19 protein-coding genes and 1 pseudogene are annotated in these 20,050 nt (G+C 65.2%); 6 read left to right on the top strand and 14 right to left on the bottom strand.

Annotated elements, in window-relative coordinates; all coding sequences use genetic code 11:
* The first annotated feature begins 10 nt into the window (after nucleotides 1–10).
* The 3 genes from hisF to coaA all read left to right on the top strand — a co-directional run bounded on the left by hisF (nucleotide 11) and on the right by coaA (nucleotide 2,163).
* Nucleotides 11–787, top strand: coding sequence for an imidazole glycerol phosphate synthase subunit HisF (hisF, locus tag JQ632_RS15040; protein ID WP_212403242.1), 777 nt, complete (start codon nucleotides 11–13; stop codon nucleotides 785–787).
* Between the two features lie 80 nt (nucleotides 788–867).
* Complete coding sequence (locus JQ632_RS15035) at nucleotides 868–1,191, top strand: phosphoribosyl-ATP diphosphatase (protein ID WP_212403240.1); 324 nt, start codon at nucleotides 868–870, stop codon at nucleotides 1,189–1,191.
* Between the two features lie 15 nt (nucleotides 1,192–1,206).
* On the top strand, nucleotides 1,207–2,163 hold the full coding sequence (gene coaA / locus JQ632_RS15030; RefSeq protein ID WP_212403238.1) for a type I pantothenate kinase: 957 nt from the start codon (nucleotides 1,207–1,209) through the stop codon (nucleotides 2,161–2,163).
* Nucleotides 2,164–2,331: 168 nt separating this feature from the next.
* On the opposite strand, the gene JQ632_RS15025 is transcribed toward coaA, so the two are convergent.
* The 4 genes and pseudogenes from JQ632_RS15025 to JQ632_RS15010 all read right to left on the bottom strand — a co-directional run bounded on the left by JQ632_RS15025 (nucleotide 2,332) and on the right by JQ632_RS15010 (nucleotide 7,556).
* On the bottom strand, nucleotides 2,332–2,961 hold the full coding sequence (locus JQ632_RS15025; RefSeq protein ID WP_212403237.1) for a histidine phosphatase family protein: 630 nt from the start codon (nucleotides 2,959–2,961) through the stop codon (nucleotides 2,332–2,334).
* Between the two features lie 122 nt (nucleotides 2,962–3,083).
* Nucleotides 3,084–5,315 (bottom strand): ATP-binding protein, encoded by a 2,232-nt coding sequence (locus JQ632_RS15020; RefSeq protein ID WP_212403235.1) that lies wholly within the window; start codon nucleotides 5,313–5,315, stop codon nucleotides 3,084–3,086.
* 138 nt (nucleotides 5,316–5,453) lie between these two features.
* On the bottom strand, nucleotides 5,454–5,918 hold the full coding sequence (locus JQ632_RS15015) for a hypothetical protein (protein WP_212403233.1): 465 nt from the start codon (nucleotides 5,916–5,918) through the stop codon (nucleotides 5,454–5,456).
* Nucleotides 5,919–6,017: 99 nt separating this feature from the next.
* Nucleotides 6,018–7,556, bottom strand: a pseudogene (locus tag JQ632_RS15010) (YifB family Mg chelatase-like AAA ATPase).
* Nucleotides 7,557–7,794: 238 nt separating this feature from the next.
* On the opposite strand from JQ632_RS15010, the gene JQ632_RS15005 reads away from it, so the two are divergent.
* Entirely contained in the window at nucleotides 7,795–8,040 is a 246-nt protein-coding gene (locus JQ632_RS15005) for a PilZ domain-containing protein (protein ID WP_212403470.1), read from the top strand.
* Between the two features lie 173 nt (nucleotides 8,041–8,213).
* Nucleotides 8,214–8,999, top strand: a complete 786-nt coding sequence (locus tag JQ632_RS15000; protein WP_212403231.1) for a tetratricopeptide repeat protein — start codon at nucleotides 8,214–8,216, stop codon at nucleotides 8,997–8,999.
* Nucleotides 9,000–9,123: 124 nt separating this feature from the next.
* Here JQ632_RS15000 and JQ632_RS14995 read toward each other — a convergent pair whose 3' ends face one another.
* The 8 genes from JQ632_RS14995 to rsmI form a co-directional block, all read right to left on the bottom strand.
* The gene (locus JQ632_RS14995) at nucleotides 9,124–10,419 is read right to left on the bottom strand and encodes an AAA family ATPase (protein WP_212403230.1); all 1,296 of its coding nucleotides are present in this window, start codon (nucleotides 10,417–10,419) and stop codon (nucleotides 9,124–9,126) included.
* The gene (locus JQ632_RS14990; protein ID WP_212403228.1) at nucleotides 10,416–11,147 is read right to left on the bottom strand and encodes a CpaD family pilus assembly protein; all 732 of its coding nucleotides are present in this window, start codon (nucleotides 11,145–11,147) and stop codon (nucleotides 10,416–10,418) included. The genes JQ632_RS14995 and JQ632_RS14990 overlap by 4 nt, the downstream gene beginning before the upstream one ends.
* A gap of 32 nt (nucleotides 11,148–11,179) precedes the next feature.
* The gene (locus JQ632_RS14985; protein ID WP_212403468.1) at nucleotides 11,180–12,673 is read right to left on the bottom strand and encodes a type II and III secretion system protein family protein; all 1,494 of its coding nucleotides are present in this window, start codon (nucleotides 12,671–12,673) and stop codon (nucleotides 11,180–11,182) included.
* A 41-nt stretch (nucleotides 12,674–12,714) separates the two neighbouring features.
* Complete coding sequence (gene cpaB / locus JQ632_RS14980) at nucleotides 12,715–13,527, bottom strand: Flp pilus assembly protein CpaB (protein ID WP_212403226.1); 813 nt, start codon at nucleotides 13,525–13,527, stop codon at nucleotides 12,715–12,717.
* A gap of 293 nt (nucleotides 13,528–13,820) precedes the next feature.
* Nucleotides 13,821–14,198 (bottom strand): Ig-like domain-containing protein, encoded by a 378-nt coding sequence (locus JQ632_RS40275; RefSeq protein ID WP_212403225.1) that lies wholly within the window; start codon nucleotides 14,196–14,198, stop codon nucleotides 13,821–13,823.
* Nucleotides 14,199–14,202: 4 nt separating this feature from the next.
* Entirely contained in the window at nucleotides 14,203–15,147 is a 945-nt protein-coding gene (gshB, locus tag JQ632_RS14970) for a glutathione synthase (RefSeq protein WP_212403223.1), read from the bottom strand.
* Between the two features lie 10 nt (nucleotides 15,148–15,157).
* The gene (locus JQ632_RS14965; RefSeq protein WP_212403221.1) at nucleotides 15,158–15,565 is read right to left on the bottom strand and encodes a YraN family protein; all 408 of its coding nucleotides are present in this window, start codon (nucleotides 15,563–15,565) and stop codon (nucleotides 15,158–15,160) included.
* Nucleotides 15,552–16,505, bottom strand: a complete 954-nt coding sequence (gene rsmI, locus JQ632_RS14960; protein ID WP_212403219.1) for a 16S rRNA (cytidine(1402)-2'-O)-methyltransferase — start codon at nucleotides 16,503–16,505, stop codon at nucleotides 15,552–15,554. Before rsmI ends, JQ632_RS14965 begins: the two co-directional genes overlap by 14 nt.
* Nucleotides 16,506–16,836: 331 nt before the next feature.
* On the opposite strand from rsmI, the gene JQ632_RS14955 reads away from it, so the two are divergent.
* Nucleotides 16,837–18,066, top strand: a complete 1,230-nt coding sequence (locus JQ632_RS14955; protein WP_212403217.1) for a penicillin-binding protein activator — start codon at nucleotides 16,837–16,839, stop codon at nucleotides 18,064–18,066.
* 19 nt (nucleotides 18,067–18,085) lie between these two features.
* Here JQ632_RS14955 and JQ632_RS14950 read toward each other — a convergent pair whose 3' ends face one another.
* Nucleotides 18,086–18,931 (bottom strand): hypothetical protein, encoded by an 846-nt coding sequence (locus JQ632_RS14950; RefSeq protein ID WP_212403216.1) that lies wholly within the window; start codon nucleotides 18,929–18,931, stop codon nucleotides 18,086–18,088.
* Nucleotides 18,928–20,031, bottom strand: coding sequence for a hypothetical protein (locus JQ632_RS14945; protein WP_212403214.1), 1,104 nt, complete (start codon nucleotides 20,029–20,031; stop codon nucleotides 18,928–18,930). The genes JQ632_RS14950 and JQ632_RS14945 overlap by 4 nt, the downstream gene beginning before the upstream one ends.
* Nucleotides 20,032–20,050 lie beyond the last annotated feature (19 nt).

Raw genomic sequence — 20,050 nt, 5'->3', positions numbered from 1 at the left:
AGAACGCCAGATGTTCAAGGTGCGCGTGATCCCCTGCCTCGACGTCAAGGACGGCCGGGTCGTCAAGGGCGTCAACTTCGTCGACCTGCGCGATGCCGGCGACCCCGTCGAGGCGGCGATCGCCTATGACGCCGCCGGCGCCGACGAGCTCACTTTCCTCGACATCACCGCGACCCACGAGAACCGCGGCATCATGCTGGACGTGGTCCGGCGCACGGCGGAGGCCTGCTTCATGCCGGTGACGGTCGGCGGCGGCGTCCGCACGGTCGACGACATCAAGACGCTGCTGCGCTCTGGCGCCGACAAGGTCTCGATCAACAGCGCCGCGGTCTCCCGGCGCGAGTTCGTCAAGGAAGCGGCCGAAAAATTCGGCGAGCAGTGCATCGTTGTCGCGATCGACGCCAAGCGGGTCAAGCGCCCTGGCGGCTCTGACCGCTGGGAGATCTTCACCCATGGCGGGCGCAACTCGACCGGCATCGACGCGGTCGAGTATGCCCAGGAAGTGGTCTCGCTCGGCGCCGGTGAGATTTTGCTCACCTCGATGGATCGAGACGGCACCAGGCAGGGTTTTGACATCCCGCTGACCCAGGCGATTGCCGACAGCGTTCCGGTACCCGTGATCGCCTCGGGCGGCGTCGGCAATCTCGATCACCTCGTCGACGGTATCCGCGACGGGCACGCCACGGCCGTGTTGGCGGCGTCGATCTTTCACTTCGGGGAATTCACCATCCGCGAGGCCAAGGAGCACATGGCCCGGCGTGGGCTGCCCATGCGCATGGATGCATAACGACTCCTGTTCGTAAAAATGCTACACAGGCCGGAGGGGACCGGCCAGGGCGGCCGGCGGCGTGTTTCTGAGTATTTCGTATGTCGCGTTTCACGATCCACGACCTGGCTGCAACCATCGACGCCCGCGCGGCGTCCGTTGGCGAGGCGTCCTACACCCGCAAGCTGCTCGACAAGGGCGCGGAACATTGCGCCAAGAAGTTCGGCGAGGAAGCAGTCGAAACCGTAATCGCAGCAGTCGAAAACGATCGCGCGCATCTGATCGCGGAAAGCGCCGACCTGCTCTACCACTTCCTTGTGCTCCTCAAGGCGCGCGGCGTAAGACTGGAGGAGGTCGAGGCGGCACTGGACAAGCGCACTGCGATGTCCGGGCTCGAAGAAAAGGCGTCACGCAAGGGCGATTAACGGAAAGGCGGCGTCATGGATATCCGCGCACCCGAGCAGCTGTACAATCCGTACCGCGTCTACACGCGCGAGCAATGGGCGCGGTTGCGCGACGATACGCCGATGACGCTGGAGCCGGGTGAGTTCGACCGGCTGCGTTCGCTGCACGATCGCCTCGACTTGCAGGAGGTCGAGGACATCTACCTGCCGCTGTCGCGCCTGTTGTCGATCTATGTCGATGCTATGCAGCGCCTCTACTACGCGGAGCGCCAGTTCCTCAACATCCGCGATCGCAAGATGCCCTACATCATCGGCGTCGCCGGCTCGGTCGCGGTTGGAAAGTCCACCACGGCCCGTGTGCTCCAGGCCCTGCTGGCGCGCTGGTCGCCGCGGCCGAAGGTCGAGCTGATCACGACAGACGGATTTCTTTATCCCAACGCGGTGCTCGATCGGCAGGGCATCATGCAGAAGAAGGGTTTTCCGGAGAGCTACGATCTGCCCCTGCTGCTGAGCTTCCTCTCCGATATCAAGTCCGGCCGCCGCCATGTGCGCGCGCCGGTCTATTCGCATCTGACCTATGACATCGTGCCGAACCAGTGGGCCGAGATCGACCAGCCCGACATTCTGATCGTCGAGGGCGTCAACGTGCTGCAGACCGGAAAACTGCCGCGTGACGGCAAGGCGGTGCCTGTGGTCTCCGACTTCTTCGACTTCTCGGTCTATATCGACGCCGACGAGGCGGCGCTGCGGCAATGGTACATCAAGCGCTTCCTGGCGCTGCGCGACACCGCGTTCACGAATCCAAAGTCCTACTTCAATCGCTACGCGCTGTTGTCGGACGACGAAGCGACCGCCACGGCCATCGCGATCTGGGAACGTACCAACCTCGCGAACCTCGAGGACAACATTTTGCCCACCCGCCCCCGCGCGACGCTGATCCTGAAAAAGGGCGCCGACCACGTGGTGGAGAGCGTGGCGCTCAGGCGGCTGTAGCCGCAGGGTTGTAGTCGTAGGGTGGGCAAGGGCGCGCTCTTCGCGCGCCGTGCCCACCATCTTTCCTCGCATGAGACAGAAGTGGTGGGCACGCGGAGCCTGTCATCGGGCGCGTTCGCGCGACCCGTTGGCTTTGCCCACCCTGCGGTTGCGTCGATTGTGGCAGCATCAGTTGCCGGCTTGCGCCATCCAATCACTGGGCTTGATCCGCGCCACGAAGGCCGCTGGACCTGAGCCGCTTGCCCTGTAGACGAAAGCCTCGCCGTCCCCGACGTCGCCGGCTTCCTTGCCGAAGGCATCGGTGATGTTGGTCTTGTGCGTGACGAGGAAGGTGTTGGTGCCGGGTTTTGGCGGCGCATCGACGAGCTGACGCATAGCGAGCCCGGCCTTCGTATTCCCAGCCGTGGGATTGGCCATGCCCGACGCGCTGGCATTGCTGCTGTCCGTCAACGCATCGACCGGCTCCACATCCTTGCCCGAGAGCAGCTTGGCGGTCTCGATCGCGCGATTGAGCCGGCTCGTGTAGACCTCGCCAATCGGCATCGCGAGGCTCTTGATTGCGGCGCCCATCTGATGCGCCGCCTCCCGCCCCTTTTCGCTGAGCTGACGCTGGGCGCTCATGTCGTCGAACCTGAAGGGATAGATATCCTTCTGGCTGTCGTCGGTTGCGGTGTGCCGGAACACGAGGACATAGCCGCCCTGCTTCAGCGCCGAGATGAGGTCGTGTGTATCGGCTGCGGCGGCATGGCCGTAGCCGGCGAAAAGGGCAAGGAGGGCAAGGCGATAGAGCGCTTTCATCGGCGCATCCTCTTGGTGACTTGCACGTCCCCGCCAAGAGGATGGTGATGCGCTCCGCGGTCGATTTCAATCGGGAGTTGCTGACAAGCGCGTGAGCGCGCGGGCGCTCCGCACCCTGACGATCACGCCACCAGATGCCGCGACGCGGCGAGCGCGGCCAGCGCTTCTTCCAGCTTCTCGCGGTCGAGCGGCTTGATCAGGAACCCATCCATGCCGGCCTCGAAACAGGCGTATCGGTCCTCGACCAATGTATTGGCGGTCAGCGCCAGGATCGGCGTACGGCGGCCGGGCTCGCCGGCTTCACGCGCACGGATGCGCTTGGCCGCTTCGATGCCGTCGAGTTGCGGCATCTGGATGTCCATCAGCACGAGGTCGTAGGGCGTGCCGGCCGATTTTGCGGACAGCCAGGATTCCAGCGCGGCCTCGCCATGGGTTGCGATCACGACGCGATGACCGAGTTTGGTCAGCAGCGATCGCATCAAGAGCGCATTTATCTCATTGTCCTCGGCGACCAGAATCGACAGGCCCTTCGATGTCGTGGCTGCCGGCTTTGCTTCGCTCGGCGGCTCCGGTGCCAGCTCAGGCGATGGGACCTCCGGGGTCAGTGACAGTCGCGCAGCGAGCGAAGCGGTGCGCAGAGGCTTGACGAGAAAGCCGGTGAGATCAGCAGAAAGCTGTTGCTCATGCCGCGTGGCCGGCGTCAGCAGAACCAGCCGCTGGGTCGCGTGTGCACGCGCGGCTGCGCCGAGCCGCGCAACGCTGTCTGCGCCGAGCGCACGATCGACCAGCATCGCGTGCCAGGATCGTTCCGGCAGCAGGGCTTCGGCGACGGCGGCATCAGAGACCATGCAGGTCTGGCCACCCCAGCGCTCCAGCCGGCGCGCGATCAGCGAAGCTTCGATGCCGTCGGCGATCAGGAGGATCGACTTGCCGTTGAGATCGGGGCTCGGGAAGGTCGTCTGTCCGGCCTTTGCGTCGGAGGCGAGCAGCGGGATCGAGACTTCGAAGGTCGAGCCCCTGCCCTGCTCGCTCTCCAGCGTAATCCGGCCGCCCATGCGCTTGACGATGCGATCGCTGATCGCGAGCCCGAGGCCGGTGCCGCCATAATTGCGCGCGACGCGCTCGTCGGCCTGCTCGAATTCGCGGAAGATGCGCGATTGCGCCTCGGGCGCGATGCCGATGCCGGTATCGCGCACCAGAAAACTGATCTCGTTCGGCCAGACGCCGGGCTCGACGATCAGTGCGACGCCGCCGGTCGAGGTGAACTTGATCGCATTGCCGGCAAGATTGAGCAGCACCTGGCGCAGCCGCGCGGCGTCGCCGACGACCTCCAGCGGAAGACGCTCGTCGACGTACGCCGCGATCTCGAGGTTCTTGGCCTGCGCGCGCGGCGCCAGCAACTCGGTGATCTCCTCGATCAGGGTCGAGAGCGCGAAGGCGCGCTGCTCGAGGTCGAGCTTGCCGGCCTCGATCTTAGAATAGTCGAGCAATTCCTCGATCAGCGCCATCAGCGCCTCGCCCGAGGTCTTCACGGCTTTGGCGTAAGTCCCCTGCTCCGGCGTCAGCGTGGTGTCAAGCAGCAATCCGCTCATGCCGATGATGCCGTTGAGCGGCGTGCGGATCTCGTGGCTCGCCATCGCGAGGAAGCGCGACTTGGCGCGGTTGGCGGCATCGGCCTGGTCGCGCGCTTCCGACAGCGCGCGCTCGCTCTCGGTGCGGTCGGTGACGTCGCGGCCGACGCTCTGCAATTCGGCGGGCTGGCCGGCGTCGAGCCGTACCAGGCCCTCGCGCCAGGCGATCCAGCGCGAGCCGAGCGGCGTTGCGATCTTCTGGTCGTGGATGCGCGTGCCGTTGCTCTCGCGCGCACTCTCGCCCTGCTCCAGCACGTCGAAATTGAAGCGGGTGCCGACCAGCGCACCGCGCGCCTGACCGGCGAGCGTGCAATAGGCGTCATTGGCAAAGGTGATGCGGCCGTGGGTGTCGCGCAGCACGATCAGGTCGCCCTGCGATTCGAACAGGCTGCGCGCGCGCTCTTCAGCTTCCTTCAGCTCCCAATTGCGGTCGACCAGTGCCTCGTTATGGGCCGCCAGCGCGCGCAGGCGCTTGTTCACGAAACGCAGCCGCATGCTGAGCGTGGCAAGCCCGAGGCAGGCGAGCGCGAACAGGAAGCTGGCGCCGACTGCAAAGGCGTTGGGATCGTAGCCGGAATTTTCCGACCGGCTCGCGGTGATGAAGCCATAGGCGGCGCCGAAGGTCGCCGAGAAGATCAGGAAGGAGCGGACCGTGAACGAGATTTTGGGATAGCGGCGCCTGAAGCGGCGCATGCGCACTTTGATCCGGAACGCCCGACCCATCGCCAAAGACCCCGATGCTGCCCTGAAATGAATGCTCGCCTTACGTGACGATGTGTCGTTCGACCTTGCGAAGAGTTTGAGGTTTTGCGGCGCCTTACGAACAGGGTTGACGAAACGTTAATGCGTCAAAACAAGAATCTACAGCGAGGCGGCCTGCATGTGGCGGTGTCCGCCGCTGGCGCCGACGATCAGCGCGGCGGCGTCGCGCGGCGAGAACGCGTTCGAGCGCACATAGATGCGATAGTCGGCCGGGCCGTCCTGGGAGAGATAGATCACCGGGCCGTTAGTGCTCGGCCACCCCGAAATCGCGATCGAGCGCGTCGTCGCATGGCCCTGGCAGGCGCCGGTCTCGGAGGTCGAGGTGTCGTCGACCAGGGCAAAGTCCGCCGCATCAGCGTCGTCGGTGATCTGTACCCGCACCGTGGCGCGGCTGGGATCGTCGGTGAAGCCGACATGCAGGTCGGCGCCCCAGGGAACCGAGGCGAGCTCGACCGCTGTCTCGCCGAAGGCAATGCAGGGATGGGATGTCGAGCCGACCTCGCCGCGGAACACCGCGGCCGCCAGGAGGGGAACGACCGAAGCCAGGATCTTGAAACGCAACATGGCACTCTACTCGCCAAAGCCGGACCGACAGGGCCCGTGCGCTTATGGTTTGCAGACCGTAAAGGAAACTCGTTACCGCCGGGTTGATGCCGGGGATCGTCAAGCCATCTGCCGCACATCCTCTGCGAGTGCCCGGTAGGACAGGGCTTCGGCGAGATGCAGCCGGCCGATCTTCTCGGCGCTGTCGAGGTCGGCGAGCGTGCGCGCCACCCGCAGCACGCGGTGATAGCCGCGCGCCGACAGCCGCATGGTCTCGGCGGCATCGCGCAGCAGTTTTGCGCCTTGCGCATCGGGCTTGGCGATCACTTCCAGCACGGAGGCCGGCGCCTCGGCATTGGTGCGGACCTGCGGCAGGCCGGCAGCCTGATAGCGCGCGAGCTGGACATCCCGCGCGGCTGCGACGCGCGCGGCGACTTCGGCAGAGCCTTCCGCCGCTGGCGGCAGGATCAGGTCGGCCGCCGTCACGGCGGGCACCTCGATTCGCAAATCGATGCGATCCATCAGCGGGCCCGAGATGCGCGCCTGATAGTCCGATGTGCAGCGATCGATGCGGCCGCGCTTGCAGGCATAGCCGGGCTCGAATGCGTTGCCGCAGCGGCATGGATTCATCGCGGCGACCAGCATGAAGCGGGCAGGGTAGGTGACGCGGTGATTGGCGCGGGAGACCGAAACCTCGCCGTTCTCCAGCGGCTGGCGCAGGGAGTCGAGCACGCGCGGATCGAACTCCGGCAGTTCGTCGAGGAACAGCACGCCCTAATGCGCGAGCGAGATCTCGCCGGGTTTTGCGCGCGCGCCGCCGCCGGTCAGCGCCGCCATGCTGGCGGAATGATGCGGTGAGCGGAACGGCCGCTGCGCGGTCAGCGCGCCGCCTTCGATCTCGCCGGCAACGGAGGCGATCATCGACACTTCGAGCAGCTCGCCCGGCGACAGCGGCGGCAGGATCGAGGGCAGGCGGGCCGCCAGCATCGACTTGCCGGCGCCGGGTGCGCCGATCATGAGCAGATGATGCCCGCCGGCGGCCGCGATCTCGAGCGCCCGCTTGGCGCTTTCCTGACCCTTGATGTCGCGCAGGTCGAGCGGAGAGGCGGCGGCTTCGTGCACCTTGGGGGCAGGGCGCGAGAGCACTTGCGTGCCCTTGAAATGGTTGGCGATCTGGATCAGCGAGTGTGCGGCGACGATCTGGATGTCCGGGCTCGCCCAGGCCGCTTCCGAGCCGCAGGACGCGGGGCAGATCAATCCTTCCTCGCGCGCATTGGCGCCGATGGCGGCGGGCAGCACGCCGGCGACAGGCGCGATCGAGCCGTCGAGCCCGAGCTCGCCGAGCACGGTGAAGCCCGTGAGTGCATCCGGGGGAATCGCGCCGATCGCGGCCATCAGGCCGAGCGCGATCGGGAGGTCGTAATGGCTGCCTTCCTTGGGCAGATCGGCCGGGGCGAGATTGACGATGATGCGCCGGGCCGGTAGCGCCAGCCCTGAGGCGATCAGCGCCGAGCGGACCCGCTCCCGTGCCTCCGACACCGCCTTGTCCGGCAGGCCGACGATAATGAAGGCCGGCAGGCCAGGCGCGACCTGCACCTGCACGTCGACCGCGCGAGCCTCGATTCCCTCAAAAGCGACGGTAGAAACGCGCTGAACCATCCAGCCCCTCTTGCACAATCAAGGGTAGCGGAATTGGGTTTGCTTGGCAAGAACATTACGGGAACATTGCCGTTGCTCCGGCAATTCCTAACGGAAGGTGAAGGGAATGCGGACATCAAGCCGCGATTAAGCATCGACTACGCCTCGAATGCCGCCGGTTCCACTCAGCACATCCCAACACATGTCCGCTACTGATGAGGGTGCGGGATGGGCCGTGATCTAACAGCGAATGGTCGAGATGCTTGTAAATCGCCGGAGAAGCGAACGTCGGGTGTGCAGCCGGCTCGCCAAGATTCATTTCGGGGCGGGCTCCTTGCCGCGCGATTGCACGGTTACGGATATTTCGGACGGGGGTGTGAAAGTGGTGGCGGAGTTTCTGGAAGTGCCGCCGCAATTCACCATCATCTTCGCGCCCGATTACAGCCGCCAATGCCGCCTGCGCTGGCGCATCGGCTGCGAATTCGGCGCGGAATTCACCGATTAGAGCATGATCCGGAAAAGTGTGTAGCGGTTTTCCGGAACGATCATGCTCAAACAAACAGCTAAAGCGCGATGATGCTTCAACCTGAATTCATCGCGCTTTGGCGCGTCCTTAACGGGAATTTAGCGTTAATAGGGAAGCATCTCTGATCAGTCGCCGACAGTAGATCAGAGTATATGTCCCAGCGTTTGTTCCGTTCCTCTTCCCCGGCGAGAGTTTTCCTGCCCGCGCTTCTGGTGCTGGGTCTGTGCGGCTGCCAGACCGCAGGGATCGAGGACGTCACCGGCGCGCTGGGCGGCAAATCGGAAAAGTCGCGGGCGGGTGAGGCCAGGGCCGAGGCCAAGTCCGATCTCGACGGCTTGCGGGAAACCTATCGCGCCAGGCAGGGCGATCCCGAGATCGCGCTCGCCTATGGCAAGGCGCTGCGCGAGAGCGGCCAGCGGTCACAGGCGGTCGCAGTTCTCGAGCAGGCCGTGCTCAATCATTCGAAAAACAAGGCGTTGCTCGCGGCCTATGGCCGGGCGCTCGCTGACAACGGCAATTTCCAGCAGGCCTTCGACGTGCTGACCAAGGCACATTCGCCCGAGGATCCCGACTGGCGCATCCTGTCGGCGCAGGGCGCGGTGCTGGACCAGATGGGACGCAACGAGGAGGCGCAGCAATATTACGCCAGCGCCCTGAAGATCAGGCCCGACGAGCCGTCGGTGCTGTCGAACCTCGGCCTATCCTATGTGCTGCAGAACAATCTGCCCAAGGCCGAACAGACGCTAGGTCGCGCCTATCAGCGCAATTCGCACGATGCGCGAGTCCGTGCCAATCTCGCGCTCGTGCTGGGCCTGCAGGGACGTCAGGCCGAGGCCGAAGTCCTCGTGAAGGCGGATCTGCCCCCTGATGAAGCTGCGGCGAAGGTCAACGCGCTGCGCGAGATGCTGGCGAAGAAGCAGCAGCGAGCGGATAGATAGGGCGTTTTCGAGCGAAGTGGATACCGGTTCGCGTCAAGAAAACGCGTCAAGACGAGAATCCAGAGCCTTATCCATCGCGATGGATAAGACTCTGGTCCGCCGCGCCTCTTTCACGAAATGAAGCTTACGACGCCTTGCGATGCGGCGCCTGTCCGCGCCGCGCCGTCTTCGCCTTCAGCTTCTTCAGGAGCGGGCCGAGCAGCGAGCGCTTCGGTTTCCTGACTTCGCCGCGTCCGGCAAGCCGGTTGGCGATGTCCTGGAACGTCTCGGTGATGCGGTGGCTCTTGGAGATCTCCGCGATCATCTGGCCGTTATTGGTCGCCGTCGAGAACAGTTTCGAATCGAAGGGAATCACCGCGATCGGCTGGCTCTCCATGGTCTTGGCGAACGCCTTGACCTCGATCTCCTGACGCTTGTGCATGCCGACCTGGTTGATGCAGTAGAGCGGGGGGCGATCGTTGGGCCGCGCGCCTTTCAGCACGGTCAGCATGTTCTTGGTGTTGCGCAGGTTGGCGAGATCGGGCTCCGCCACGATCAGAATGTCGTCGGCGCTGACCAGCGCGCGACGCGTCCATCCCGACCATTGATGGGGCACGTCGAGCACGATGCAGGGCGTCGTCATGCGCAGCGTGTCGAACACGGCGTCGAACGCTTCGGCGCCGAAATCATAGACGCGGTCGAGCGTCGCGGGGGCCGCGAGCAGGCTGAGGCGATCGGTGCATTTGGCGAGCAGGCGTTCCAGCAGCGCCGTGTCCGGCCGGTCCTGCGACAGCACGGCATTGGCGATGCCCTGCAGCGGGTCCTGGTTGTAGTCGAGGCCGGCGGTGCCGAAGGCGAGATCGAGGTCGATCACGACCGAATCGAGCGACAGGTCGCGCGCGATCGTCCAGGCGACGTTATGCGCAACAGTCGAGGCGCCGACGCCGCCCTTGGCGCCGACCACGGCGATGACGCGGCCGGTGATGATGGCTTCGGACGCCGAGAACAGGCTGCAGATCGAGCGCACCACGTCGATGGTCTCGACCGGTCCGACCACATAATCGTTGACGCCGCGGCGCACCAGCTCGCGATAGGGCGCCGTGTCATTGGGATTGCCGATCACGACCACGCGCGTGCCGGGGTCGCAGACGCCGGCAAGATCGTCGAGACCTTCGAGGATGTCGCGCGTGCCGTCGGATTCGATCACGATGACGTTCGGCGTCGGCATCGTTTCATAGGCTTCGATCGCGGCGGCGAGCCCGCCGTCTTTGGCGGTCAGATGCGCCTTGGCGAGACGGCGGTCCTCGCCGGCCGCCGTGACTGCAGCAAGCGTCTTGTCGGTCTCGCAATAGGCCTGCACCGAAATGCGCGGGACCGGCGCAATGTGCTCGTCGGGATGCCTGGGATCGTCGGCTTCTTCTTCGCTGTGGCCGCGCATCATTTGCCTGTGTCGCTGAGTTTGGCCTTGTCGGCTTCGGGATAGGTGGTCGTGGTGGAGACGCCCTTGCGGTACTTGTCGTAGGCGATCGAACGGCGCGCCGTGTAGGCCGGCGTTTCAGCCCGCGGCTGTTCGAGATCGGCGGGGTTGTCGATCATCGCGGCGAGATTGCGCTGCGAGGCACAGCCGAGATTGAAGTAGGGCCGGTTCTCGTTGTAGCCGGGGTCGAAGATCGATGGCCCCGTATCCTCCGGCCACAGCCCGCAGGGACCGGCGACCGCGGCGATCCGGGAATAGCTGAGGCGGATGGTCGGCAGCAGGCCGGGATCCTCGGGCCGGTAGGGGCGCTGGACGACCGCGCGGGACGGTACGCCGCCTGCGGCGAGCACCGAGCGGATCTCACGATAGGCCGATGCGGCTGCGCGGGCATTCGCGGTGTCGACGGGCACGTCGACGATAACAGAGCCGGTGCCTTCGCGGACCCAATCGCGGGCAATGCCCGTGACGTCGGCGTGCTGCGCCGCCGACAGGCCGCCGCGCGACTGGCCGACGAAGATCACGATCGAGCGCTTGGCTTCCTGCACCGCGATCGGGTGGCGCAGGCGATAATCGGTCGGCACCGACTGGGTGACCTCCTCGGTATAGGTGCAGGCGCCGAGCGCGACGGAAAACCCCATCAGCACGCCGGCGAGACGCAATCCCCTGCGGTGATCGACCGGTCGATTCGTCATCGCTTCATCCCCCTCGTGTTGAAGCTTCGTTCTCAGTCGACGATGAAGCCGAAATCGCCCTGGACGCCGGCCACGGGATCGACGCGGCGCGCGGCAAGACCGTAGAGGCGATTGATGCGGCCGAGCAGGGCCGATTGCGCGTCGGAAGCCGGCGCGAATCCGTCATCGGGACGCGACAGCTCCTTCTGCGCGACGGCACGCACGACATAGGGCGTGACGATCACCATCAGTTCGGTCTCGTTGTTGACGTAGTCCTGGCTGCGGAACAGCGCGCCGAGGATCGGCAACTGGTCGACGCCGGGAAGGCCGTTGATCGCCTGCCGGGTCTGCTGCTGGATCAGGCCCGCCATCGCCATCGAGCCACCGGACGGAATCTCGAGCGTGGTCTCGGCGCGGCGGGTCTGGATCGACGGAATGGTGATCGAATTGGTCGAGTTCAAGCTGATCGCCTGCGACACCGTGATCGAATGCTGGTTCGACAGCTCCGACACTTCGGTCATCACCCGCAGGCTGATGCGGCCCTCGCTGAGCACGACCGGCGTGAAGTTGAGCGAGATGCCGAACTTCTTGAACGAGATCTGCGTGGTACAGACATGGGTGGTGGGGTCGCAGGAGTAGCCTGCGGGAATCGGGAATTCGCCGCCCGCGATGAAGGTCGCGGCCTCGCCCGAGATCGCGGTGAGGTTCGGCTCGGCCAGCGTCCGCACCACGCCCGCGCTTTCCATCGCGCGCATCGTCGCTGTCACCGTCGGCATGCCCTTGGCGACCGCGGCCGCGGTCAGCGCATTGCCGGACACCAGCGGCACGCCGGAGGCCGTGAAGGGATTGGCGTTGTTGAAATTCACCACCGCCGTGCCGGCATTCATGCTGGCCGAGAGGTCGATGCCCATCTGCTTGACGATGTCGCGCCGCACTTCGGCAACGACCACCTTCAGCATCACCTGGTCGCGGCCGCGCACGATGATGTTGTTGACGACCTTCTCGGCGCCGCCGACCAGCTTTGCCGCGACGTCGCCGGCCTGCTGCGCCTCGACCGGGCTCGACACCGAGCCCGTCAGCATCACGCTGTCGCCGACGCCCTCGATCTGAATGCCCGGTAGCGACTGCCGGAGTGCTGCGCGCACGCCGTTGAGATCGCGCTTCACCGCGATGTCGTAGGAGGCGACCTGCTGGCCGTCGGCGCCGAAGAACACGACATTGGTCTGTCCGACCGCACCGCCGATAATGTAAGCACGCTGCGCCGAGCGGATCACCGCATTGGCGATCTTGGGATCGGCGACCAGCACGTCCTTGACGTCACGCGGCAGGTCGATGACGACGGATTTGCCGACGCCGAGTGCCAGGAAGCGCGTCCGCGCCGGGGCGACGGTTGAGACCGGCGAGAGCCCGAGGTCCGCGGCTTGCGCTGGTGTCTGATCGCCGACGCCTGCTTCGGCACCGATCGCCACCGGCGATCCGGCGACGACGCCGAGCATCAGCATTGCCCCCGTCCACAATGAGCGCGCGCGATCCCCCCGGATCCGCATCGCGCCCTGATGTCCCCCAAGCTTCATATCTTCTATCCCCATCACTTCTGTGACGACGTGCTCTGAATGCCGTAACGGACGACGTTCACGCTCGCCCCGCGCTTCGCGGGTTGCTCGTCAGAATTCTTGTCGACTGCATTGGCATCGACGATGCTGCGCAGCGCCAGCGCCAGGCTGCCGGTCTGCCGCGCCCGGGTGAGCGTTTCCGCCTGCTCGGGCTTCAACTCCAGCGTCACCGTCTTGCCGAGGACGGTGTTCTGGCCTTCCTTCTCCTTCGGAGCCTGGTCGATCGCGAGAACGCGAATGTTGGACAGGATGACCTCGGAGGAGACGAGGTCGGGAGCATTGCTGCCATTGGCCGCGTTCGCGCCGGGGTTCTTGTCGCGCCGGGTTAGGATGACGTCGACGCGGTCGTTCGGCAGGATGAAGCCGCCGGCGCCGGTCTCCGCGGAAATTTCGGTCGAGATCGCCCGCATGCCGGTCGGCAGGATCGCCGCCATGAAGCCGGAGCCATCGGCCTTGACCAGCTTTTGCTCGCGGATCGGCTCGCCCTGCATCAAGGGCGTGCGCGCGATCGAGCCGGCGATCTGGGTTGCCGCATCGGGCCTGCCGTCGCGGCGGATGAAGGCGCCGCTCGCGGCCGTCGCCGGCCAGGGCTGCCAGAGCAGATCCTCGGGTTTGACGACCTGGCCGAGGCCGATGTCGTTCTTCGCAACCAGCACGTCGACCGTCGGCAGCTTCTCGACGACCGGTGCCGGCGCAACGGGCTTGTTCTCGTAGCCGCTGGCGAGATAGGCGGCGACGCCGCCGGCGCCGAGCGCAATGACGAGAACGACGATGCGTGCGGTATTCATACGCTTGCTACTCTCAACGCGGATACACGAACCGCACGAACGTGGCGGGTTCCCCCGTCTCGATGAGTAGGCCAGTAAAAGTATAAGGGATGTTGCAGGCCCGAATGTGATCGCGCGTCACGCAGCGGGTTTTGGCCGCATGGTGAACGGGGCGTTATTCGGAAAGCGATAAGTCCGTAGATTTACGCACGCTACGGATGCTGGGCGCCGCGTCATGGTGAACGCAAGGTTAGCTTGTCGTCGTCGCGTCGCCTGCGCTCATCGGGATGACGAGATGGAGATGCGTCCCACGCCTACGACACCGTCATGCTGTAGACGATGTTCGCACACCCTTCCGTGTTGCCCTCCTTGCCGCAAACACGGAGCGTGAAGGAGTCCGGACCGGTGTAGCCCTTCGGCGCGGTGTAAGTGTAGGTGCCGCCCTCGTGGAGCTGGATCTTGCCGCGGGCGGGCGCGCTGACCAGCCAGAGGCGCTTGAACACCATGTTGCCGCCCGCCGTGTAGCTCCCGGTGCAGCTCTTGCCCTGTCCGATCGCGCCGTAGGCGTTCCACGGCCCCTCGGAGGTAATGTGGAAACGATAGTTGGCGACGCAGGCGGCGCTGGCGGCCGACTGGCAGATGAGCAGGATGCCGGCGGCAAGTGCGAAATGCGGGATGGGTCGCCAGGCCACGATGCTACTTCGCCCGTTTCTTCTCGATCACGTCCCAGATCTTCGCTGCCACGTCCGGCCCGCCGAGCCGTCCAATTGCGCGGATGCCGGTCGGCGAAGTCACGTTGATCTCGGTGAGGTTGCCGTTGATGACGTCGATGCCGACGAACAGCAGGCCGCGCTCGCGCAGCGCCGGTCCGACCGTCTCACAGATCTCGCGCTCGCGCGGGGTGAGCTCGGTCTCCTTGGCTGCGCCGCCGCGCACCATGTTGGAGCGAAGATCATCGGCGGCCGGCACGCGATTGACGGCGCCTGCGAACTCGCCGTCGACCAGGATGATGCGCTTGTCGCCGTGCTTCACCTCGGGAATGAACTGCTGGACCACCCAGGGCTCCCGGAAGGTCACCGAGAACATGTCGAACAGCGACCCGAAATTCATGTCCTGCGGCATCACGCGGAACACCGCCGCGCCGCCATGGCCGTGCAGCGGCTTCATGACGACCGCGCCGTGCTGCAGGCGGAAGGCGTTGATCTCGTCGAGGTCGCGCGAGATCAGTGTCGGCGGCATCAATTGCGGAAAGTTCATCACGAACAATTTTTCCGGCGCGTTGCGCACGGATGCGGGATCGTTGACGACCAGCGTCTTGGGATGGATGCGCTCGAGGAAATGCGTCGAAGTGATGTAGGCGAGGTCGAACGGCGGGTCCTGTCGCAGCAGCACGACGTCAAAACCGTTCAGCGCCTCGCGCCTGGGCTCGCCGAGGGTGAAGTGATCGCCCGGCTCGTCGCGCACGGTCAAAAGCTGCACCGGGGCGACCAGCTCCTCGCCGACCAGCGACAGCTTGTCGGGGGTGTAATAGGACAGCCCGTGGCCGCGCTTCTGGGCCTCCAGCAGCAGCGCAAAGGTGGAATCGCCCTTGATATTGATGCGGGCGATGGGGTCCATCTGGACGGCGACGTTCAGTTTCATGGGCGGCCTTTCAGGTCGAGGCGTCGAATGCCGCCAACAGATGGCGTGGAAGTCGGCGCGGCGCAATCAGCATGGCGTCGAATCGCAATTCAAACTCCGCATGCTCGGGATGCGCGGCAAGCCAGCCTTGGGCCGCATTGACGATGCGTTGCTGCTGGCGGGGCGTCACGGCATAGGCGGCGTCATCGAGGCTGGCGCGCGCCTTGACCTCGATGAAGGCGATCAGATCGCGCCTGCGCGCCACGATGTCGATCTCGCCATGCGGCGTGCGGTAGCGTCTTGCGAGAATACGGTAGCCCTTCGCCAGAAGGTAGGCGGCGGCGCGGCTTTCGGCTGATAGCCCGGTGCGGAACGCGGCGACGCGTTCGGGGGAGGCGGCCTTCGGCTCCGCCGGCGTCACGCCGTCAGTCTTCGTCATGAGCGCCCCGCAAGTCCTTCACGAGCTCGAGCGCGCGGGCATAGATCTCGCGGCGGGGCCGCCCGGAAAGCTCGACCGCATGCGCCACCGCGTCCTTGACGCTGTGCGTGGCAAGCTGCTTTCGCAAAAGATCGTCCAGCGCGTCCGGCGTCATGGCCTGGCTGTCCGCGGCGGGCGGCGCGATCACCAGCGCGAATTCGCCGCGTGTTTCCAGCGTAGCCGCGTCACGTGCCAGCTCGCTGAGCGGCGCGCGCGAAACCTCCTCATGCAGCTTGGTCAGCTCGCGGCAGATCGCCGCCTCGCGGTCGCCCATGATCTCGGCGAGATCGGCGAGCGTGTCCTGCACGCGATTGCCGGATTCGAACATCACGAGCGTCGCCTCGATGCGGGCAAGCTCGGCGAGGCGGTTGCGGCGCGCGACCGATTTCGACGGCAGAAAGCCCTCGAAGAAGAAGCGGTCGGTCGGCAAGGCTGCGACCGTGAGCGCCGCGAGCACCGAGGAGGGGCCGGGCAGGGCGAACACCGCATAACCTGCGGCCGAGACCTCGCGCACCAGCTTGAAGCCGGGATCGGAGATCAGGGGCGTGCCGGCATCGGACACCAGCGCGATCGCGCCGCCCTGCGAAAGCAGCCCCAGGATTCTTGGCCGCGCCGCTTCGGCATTGTGCTCGTGATAGGGTTTTAGCTGGGCCGATATCGCGTAGCGCTCGATCAGCCGCCGGGTGATGCGGGTGTCCTCGCAGGCGATGATGTCGACGCCTGCGAGCGTCTCGAGCGCGCGCAGGGTGATATCGCCGAGATTGCCGATGGGGGTCGCCACCAGATAGAGACCCGGCGCTGCCTTCGGCGCTGCAAATCGGTGGGCATCGATGGAAAAACCCCGCGCGGCGGTGTCGGCCGCGCCTTCAGGCGTATTTATCGGGGCAGGCTTTGCGCGCATAATGTCAACTTAGAGTGTTTTCCAGCGAAGTGGATACCGGTTCGCGTCAAGAAAACGCGTCAAAACAAGAATCTAGAGCTTCGGCTCCGATTCCATCGGAACGGAAGCTCTGGAGCGAGAGGAGCGCAAGCGCCATATTCGCGACGGAAACGCCGGGTTGATGCCTGGCCTCGGGGAGGCGAACGGCTTTCCATGAACGACGTGCAATCGCGTTAGGTGATTATTATCCTTTTGTTTTGGTTAACTATTCGCCGACAATATGCCTGAATCCGCCTCTTTCTAGCGGAACGGAGATCCAGACCGGTTTCCACCGGTCGTTACAAGAGTTGCCATGGTGGGCCCGCGTCGTTTGAAGTCGTCCCGCTCGGGTGCCCCTTTATCAGGGGCGACCCGCCGGACCGCGCTTGGCCTGCTGCTCGGCGCACCCCTGCTGTCGGCCTGCGCCGGCGTTCAGCAGAGCCTCAGCCAGTTCTCCAATCCGTTCAGCTCCTCGCCATCGCCGGGGCCCGCTGGTCCTCCGCAGCAGGCTGCCGTCGCCGGCACCGGCGGGGTCAAGGTCGGCCTGATCCTGCCCTTGTCGGCCGCTGGCAATGCCGGGCTCGCCGCGCAGTCCATGCGCAACGCCGCCGAGATGGCGCTCGCCGAGTTCCAGAACCCGAACATCCAGCTCCTGATCAAGGACGACAACGGCACGCCGCAAGGCGCCCAACAGGGTGCGCAGCAGGCGGTCGAGGAAGGTGCCGAGATCGTTCTGGGGCCGCTGTTCGCGCAGTCGGTTCCGGCCGTCGCGCAGGTGACGCGGGCACGCGGTGTTTCGGTGATCGCGTTCTCGACCGATTCGAGCATCGCCGGCCGCGGCGTGTACCTGCTCAGCTTCCTGCCGGAGTCCGACGTCAATCGCATCGTCGAATACTCCGCCAGCATCGGCAAACGCTCGTTCGCGGCGCTAGTGCCGGACAATGCCTATGGCAATGTCGTCGAGGCGGCGCTGAAGCCGGCCGTGCCGCGCCGCGGCGGCCGCATAGTCGCGTTCGAAAGATACGGCGCCGACCGTGCCACCGCCGCGCGCACGGTGGCGCAGCAGCTTGGCGGCGCAGATGCGCTGTTCATCGCCGATGACGGCGATGCGGTCGTTGCGGTGGCCGATGCGCTCACGGCCGCGGGTGCCAACCTGCGCAACATCCAGCTGCTCGGCACCGGCCTGTGGGACAATCCGCGTGTCTATTCGAGCCCGGCGTTGCAGGGCGGTCTCTATGCCGCGCCGGATCCCGCGGGGTTCCGTGCCTTCGCGGGCCGCTATCGCACCAAATATGGCGGCGAGCCGGTGCGCACGGCGACGCTCGCCTATGATGCGGTGGCGCTCGTCGCAGCGCTCGCGCGCACGCAGGGCGGCCAGCGTTTCTCGGCCGACGTACTGACGAACCCTTCCGGCTTTGCAGGCATCGATGGCCTGTTCCGTTTCCGCGCCGACGGCACCAACGAACGCGGTCTTGCCGTGATGAAGGTCGCGCAAGGCGGCGGCGTCGCGGTCGCGGGCTCGCCGAGGAGTTTTGGGGCTTAACGGGCCTTCGCCCGTTGAACTAACCCGATTTGACCACAGCCGGGACCTGCGCCTCGTAACGGCGCCGGTTGCTCCAATAGATGTTCGCGAACAGCGCGGCCTCCTGACGATAGGGAATTTGATCGTCGGCGTCCTGGCCGGCCTGAGCCTCGATCCAGGTCAGGTGATCCGCGATGGCGCCTGAGCGATCACCCTGCAATGCGCGAATCTGGAAGTCGTACATGTGTTGTTCGATCTCGAGATAACGATCGTACCAGCATGTCGACCACTGGCGGTTTTGCAGAGCAAAGCGCCGGATCCATCGCTCCGCCAGGTCCATCTCATGTTCGGGCTTGGAGAACATCACATCGCGGCGCGCTTCCTGCAGCGTCTCGATCGCGACCGGCTTGTTCTTCTGCCAGAGCGTCTGCATCGAGGTGTCTGACAGGAACCGGTCGGCATAGATCGGATGCTCAAACGCAAGGTTCCTCAGCTGCGGCAGTTCAAAATAGACGCGAATCTCCGAACAGACGCTCGCCTTCAGCTCGTTGTCCTCCATCTTGCGGTGAAACGCATCGAAGCCGATGCCCGGAAAGTAGGGCATGAAGGCGGAATGAAACATCTCGTGCAGGCGGTAGAGATCCTCGATCGCAGGATTGTCGTAGGTCCGGTTCATCGTCACGCCCCACCAGGAGCAGAAATGGGCGCGTTCGAGCCGGTCATTCGTCGTGTCGCAGAACAGCCGCGGCAGGCTCGCGAACTGTTCGACGATGTCGTGGATGAAGCCATTGTTGGCGTGCGAGCTGCGGATCGGCTCGCATCGCCATAAGGCAAGCACATGACGGTGGATGTCTTCAGGATTGGTCAACGCGACGAGATTCTTCAAGACGCGCCTCCGGTGATCGGGCCGGCCGTGCCGATCATATCAGCCATGGCGGGGGTCAGACACACGCGCAAATTGGCCCGGGGATTGTTCGCTGGCCGTCGCAGGAAGGCGGCGAGCGCTGGATCGACGGCGTCTGACTGTGATGCCTGTGCAAGGATCGTGACGTCAGTCGGTTCGAGCGCGATGCCGAGCCGGCGGCCGACCTGCGCCGCCGCCTCGCACTGAACGCTCCTGTAGCGCCGCGGCAGGTCGAACACGTCATGGCGCTCGATCAGCGCGAGACCGAGCTGCAGCGAGGTGAGGTTCTTGAACCATTGATTGCCGAACAGGGATGGCATGGCCTCGCGACAGAAAATGCCGCCGATACGGTCGTAGTAGACGCCGAACGGTTTTGAGAGGCTGAACGCGACGGCCTGCACCACAGGGCTGTCGGCGGCAATTCGCAAAGCCAGCGCTTCGGCGATGCTGCCGACATAGGTGACGTCGAGCAGCAGGCGCGGTTTTGCGGCGCCTGCCGACAGCAGGTCGAAGAAGGCATTTGCGTCGGGCCAGACATTGCCGTCGATCGCGGAGGGCTGGCTGATACAGAACAGCGCGGTCGCGGGAAGCGAACGTCCGACCGTTTGCCAATCGGCGCGGTCATGCTCGACGACCGCGATCCCGCATGCCTCGGCATAGGCCTTGTAGCCCTCGTACTCGCCACAGAAGACATGGACTTCGGGCTCAAATCGCTCGCTGCGCGCGCGGTTGCCGTAGGCGGTAATGACGTGAAACAGGGCTTCGCTGCCGCCGGCTGTCGGATAGCGCCAGGGAAATCCGGCGGGCTTGAGCGCGACTACCGGGGCGGCCCACGCCATCCAGCGTTCGAGAAAGGCTTCATGAAGCGCAAATTGCTTGCCGGTCCAGGCGTCGCGGAATTGCTCGAGATGATGCCGGCGCGCGGCATCGGGCGACACGAGGCAATTGCCGAGGATGGCGTGTTTTGCCGCTTCGGTCTCCGGCGTGACGAGGGCGTAGACCGTCTTGCTCGCACCGGCATCCTTCACGCGCCGGTCGAGTTCTGGATCATGGATCGCAGGAGGCGTGGTTCGCTCGTTCATGGCCGTCCGAAGGCGGGGG

This window comes from Bradyrhizobium liaoningense, from assembly GCF_018130955.1.
GTDB classification, from domain to species: domain Bacteria; phylum Pseudomonadota; class Alphaproteobacteria; order Rhizobiales; family Xanthobacteraceae; genus Bradyrhizobium; species Bradyrhizobium liaoningense_C.
Note: the sequence above shows the minus strand (reverse complement) of the source record. Positions and strands in the feature narration are given on the sequence as shown.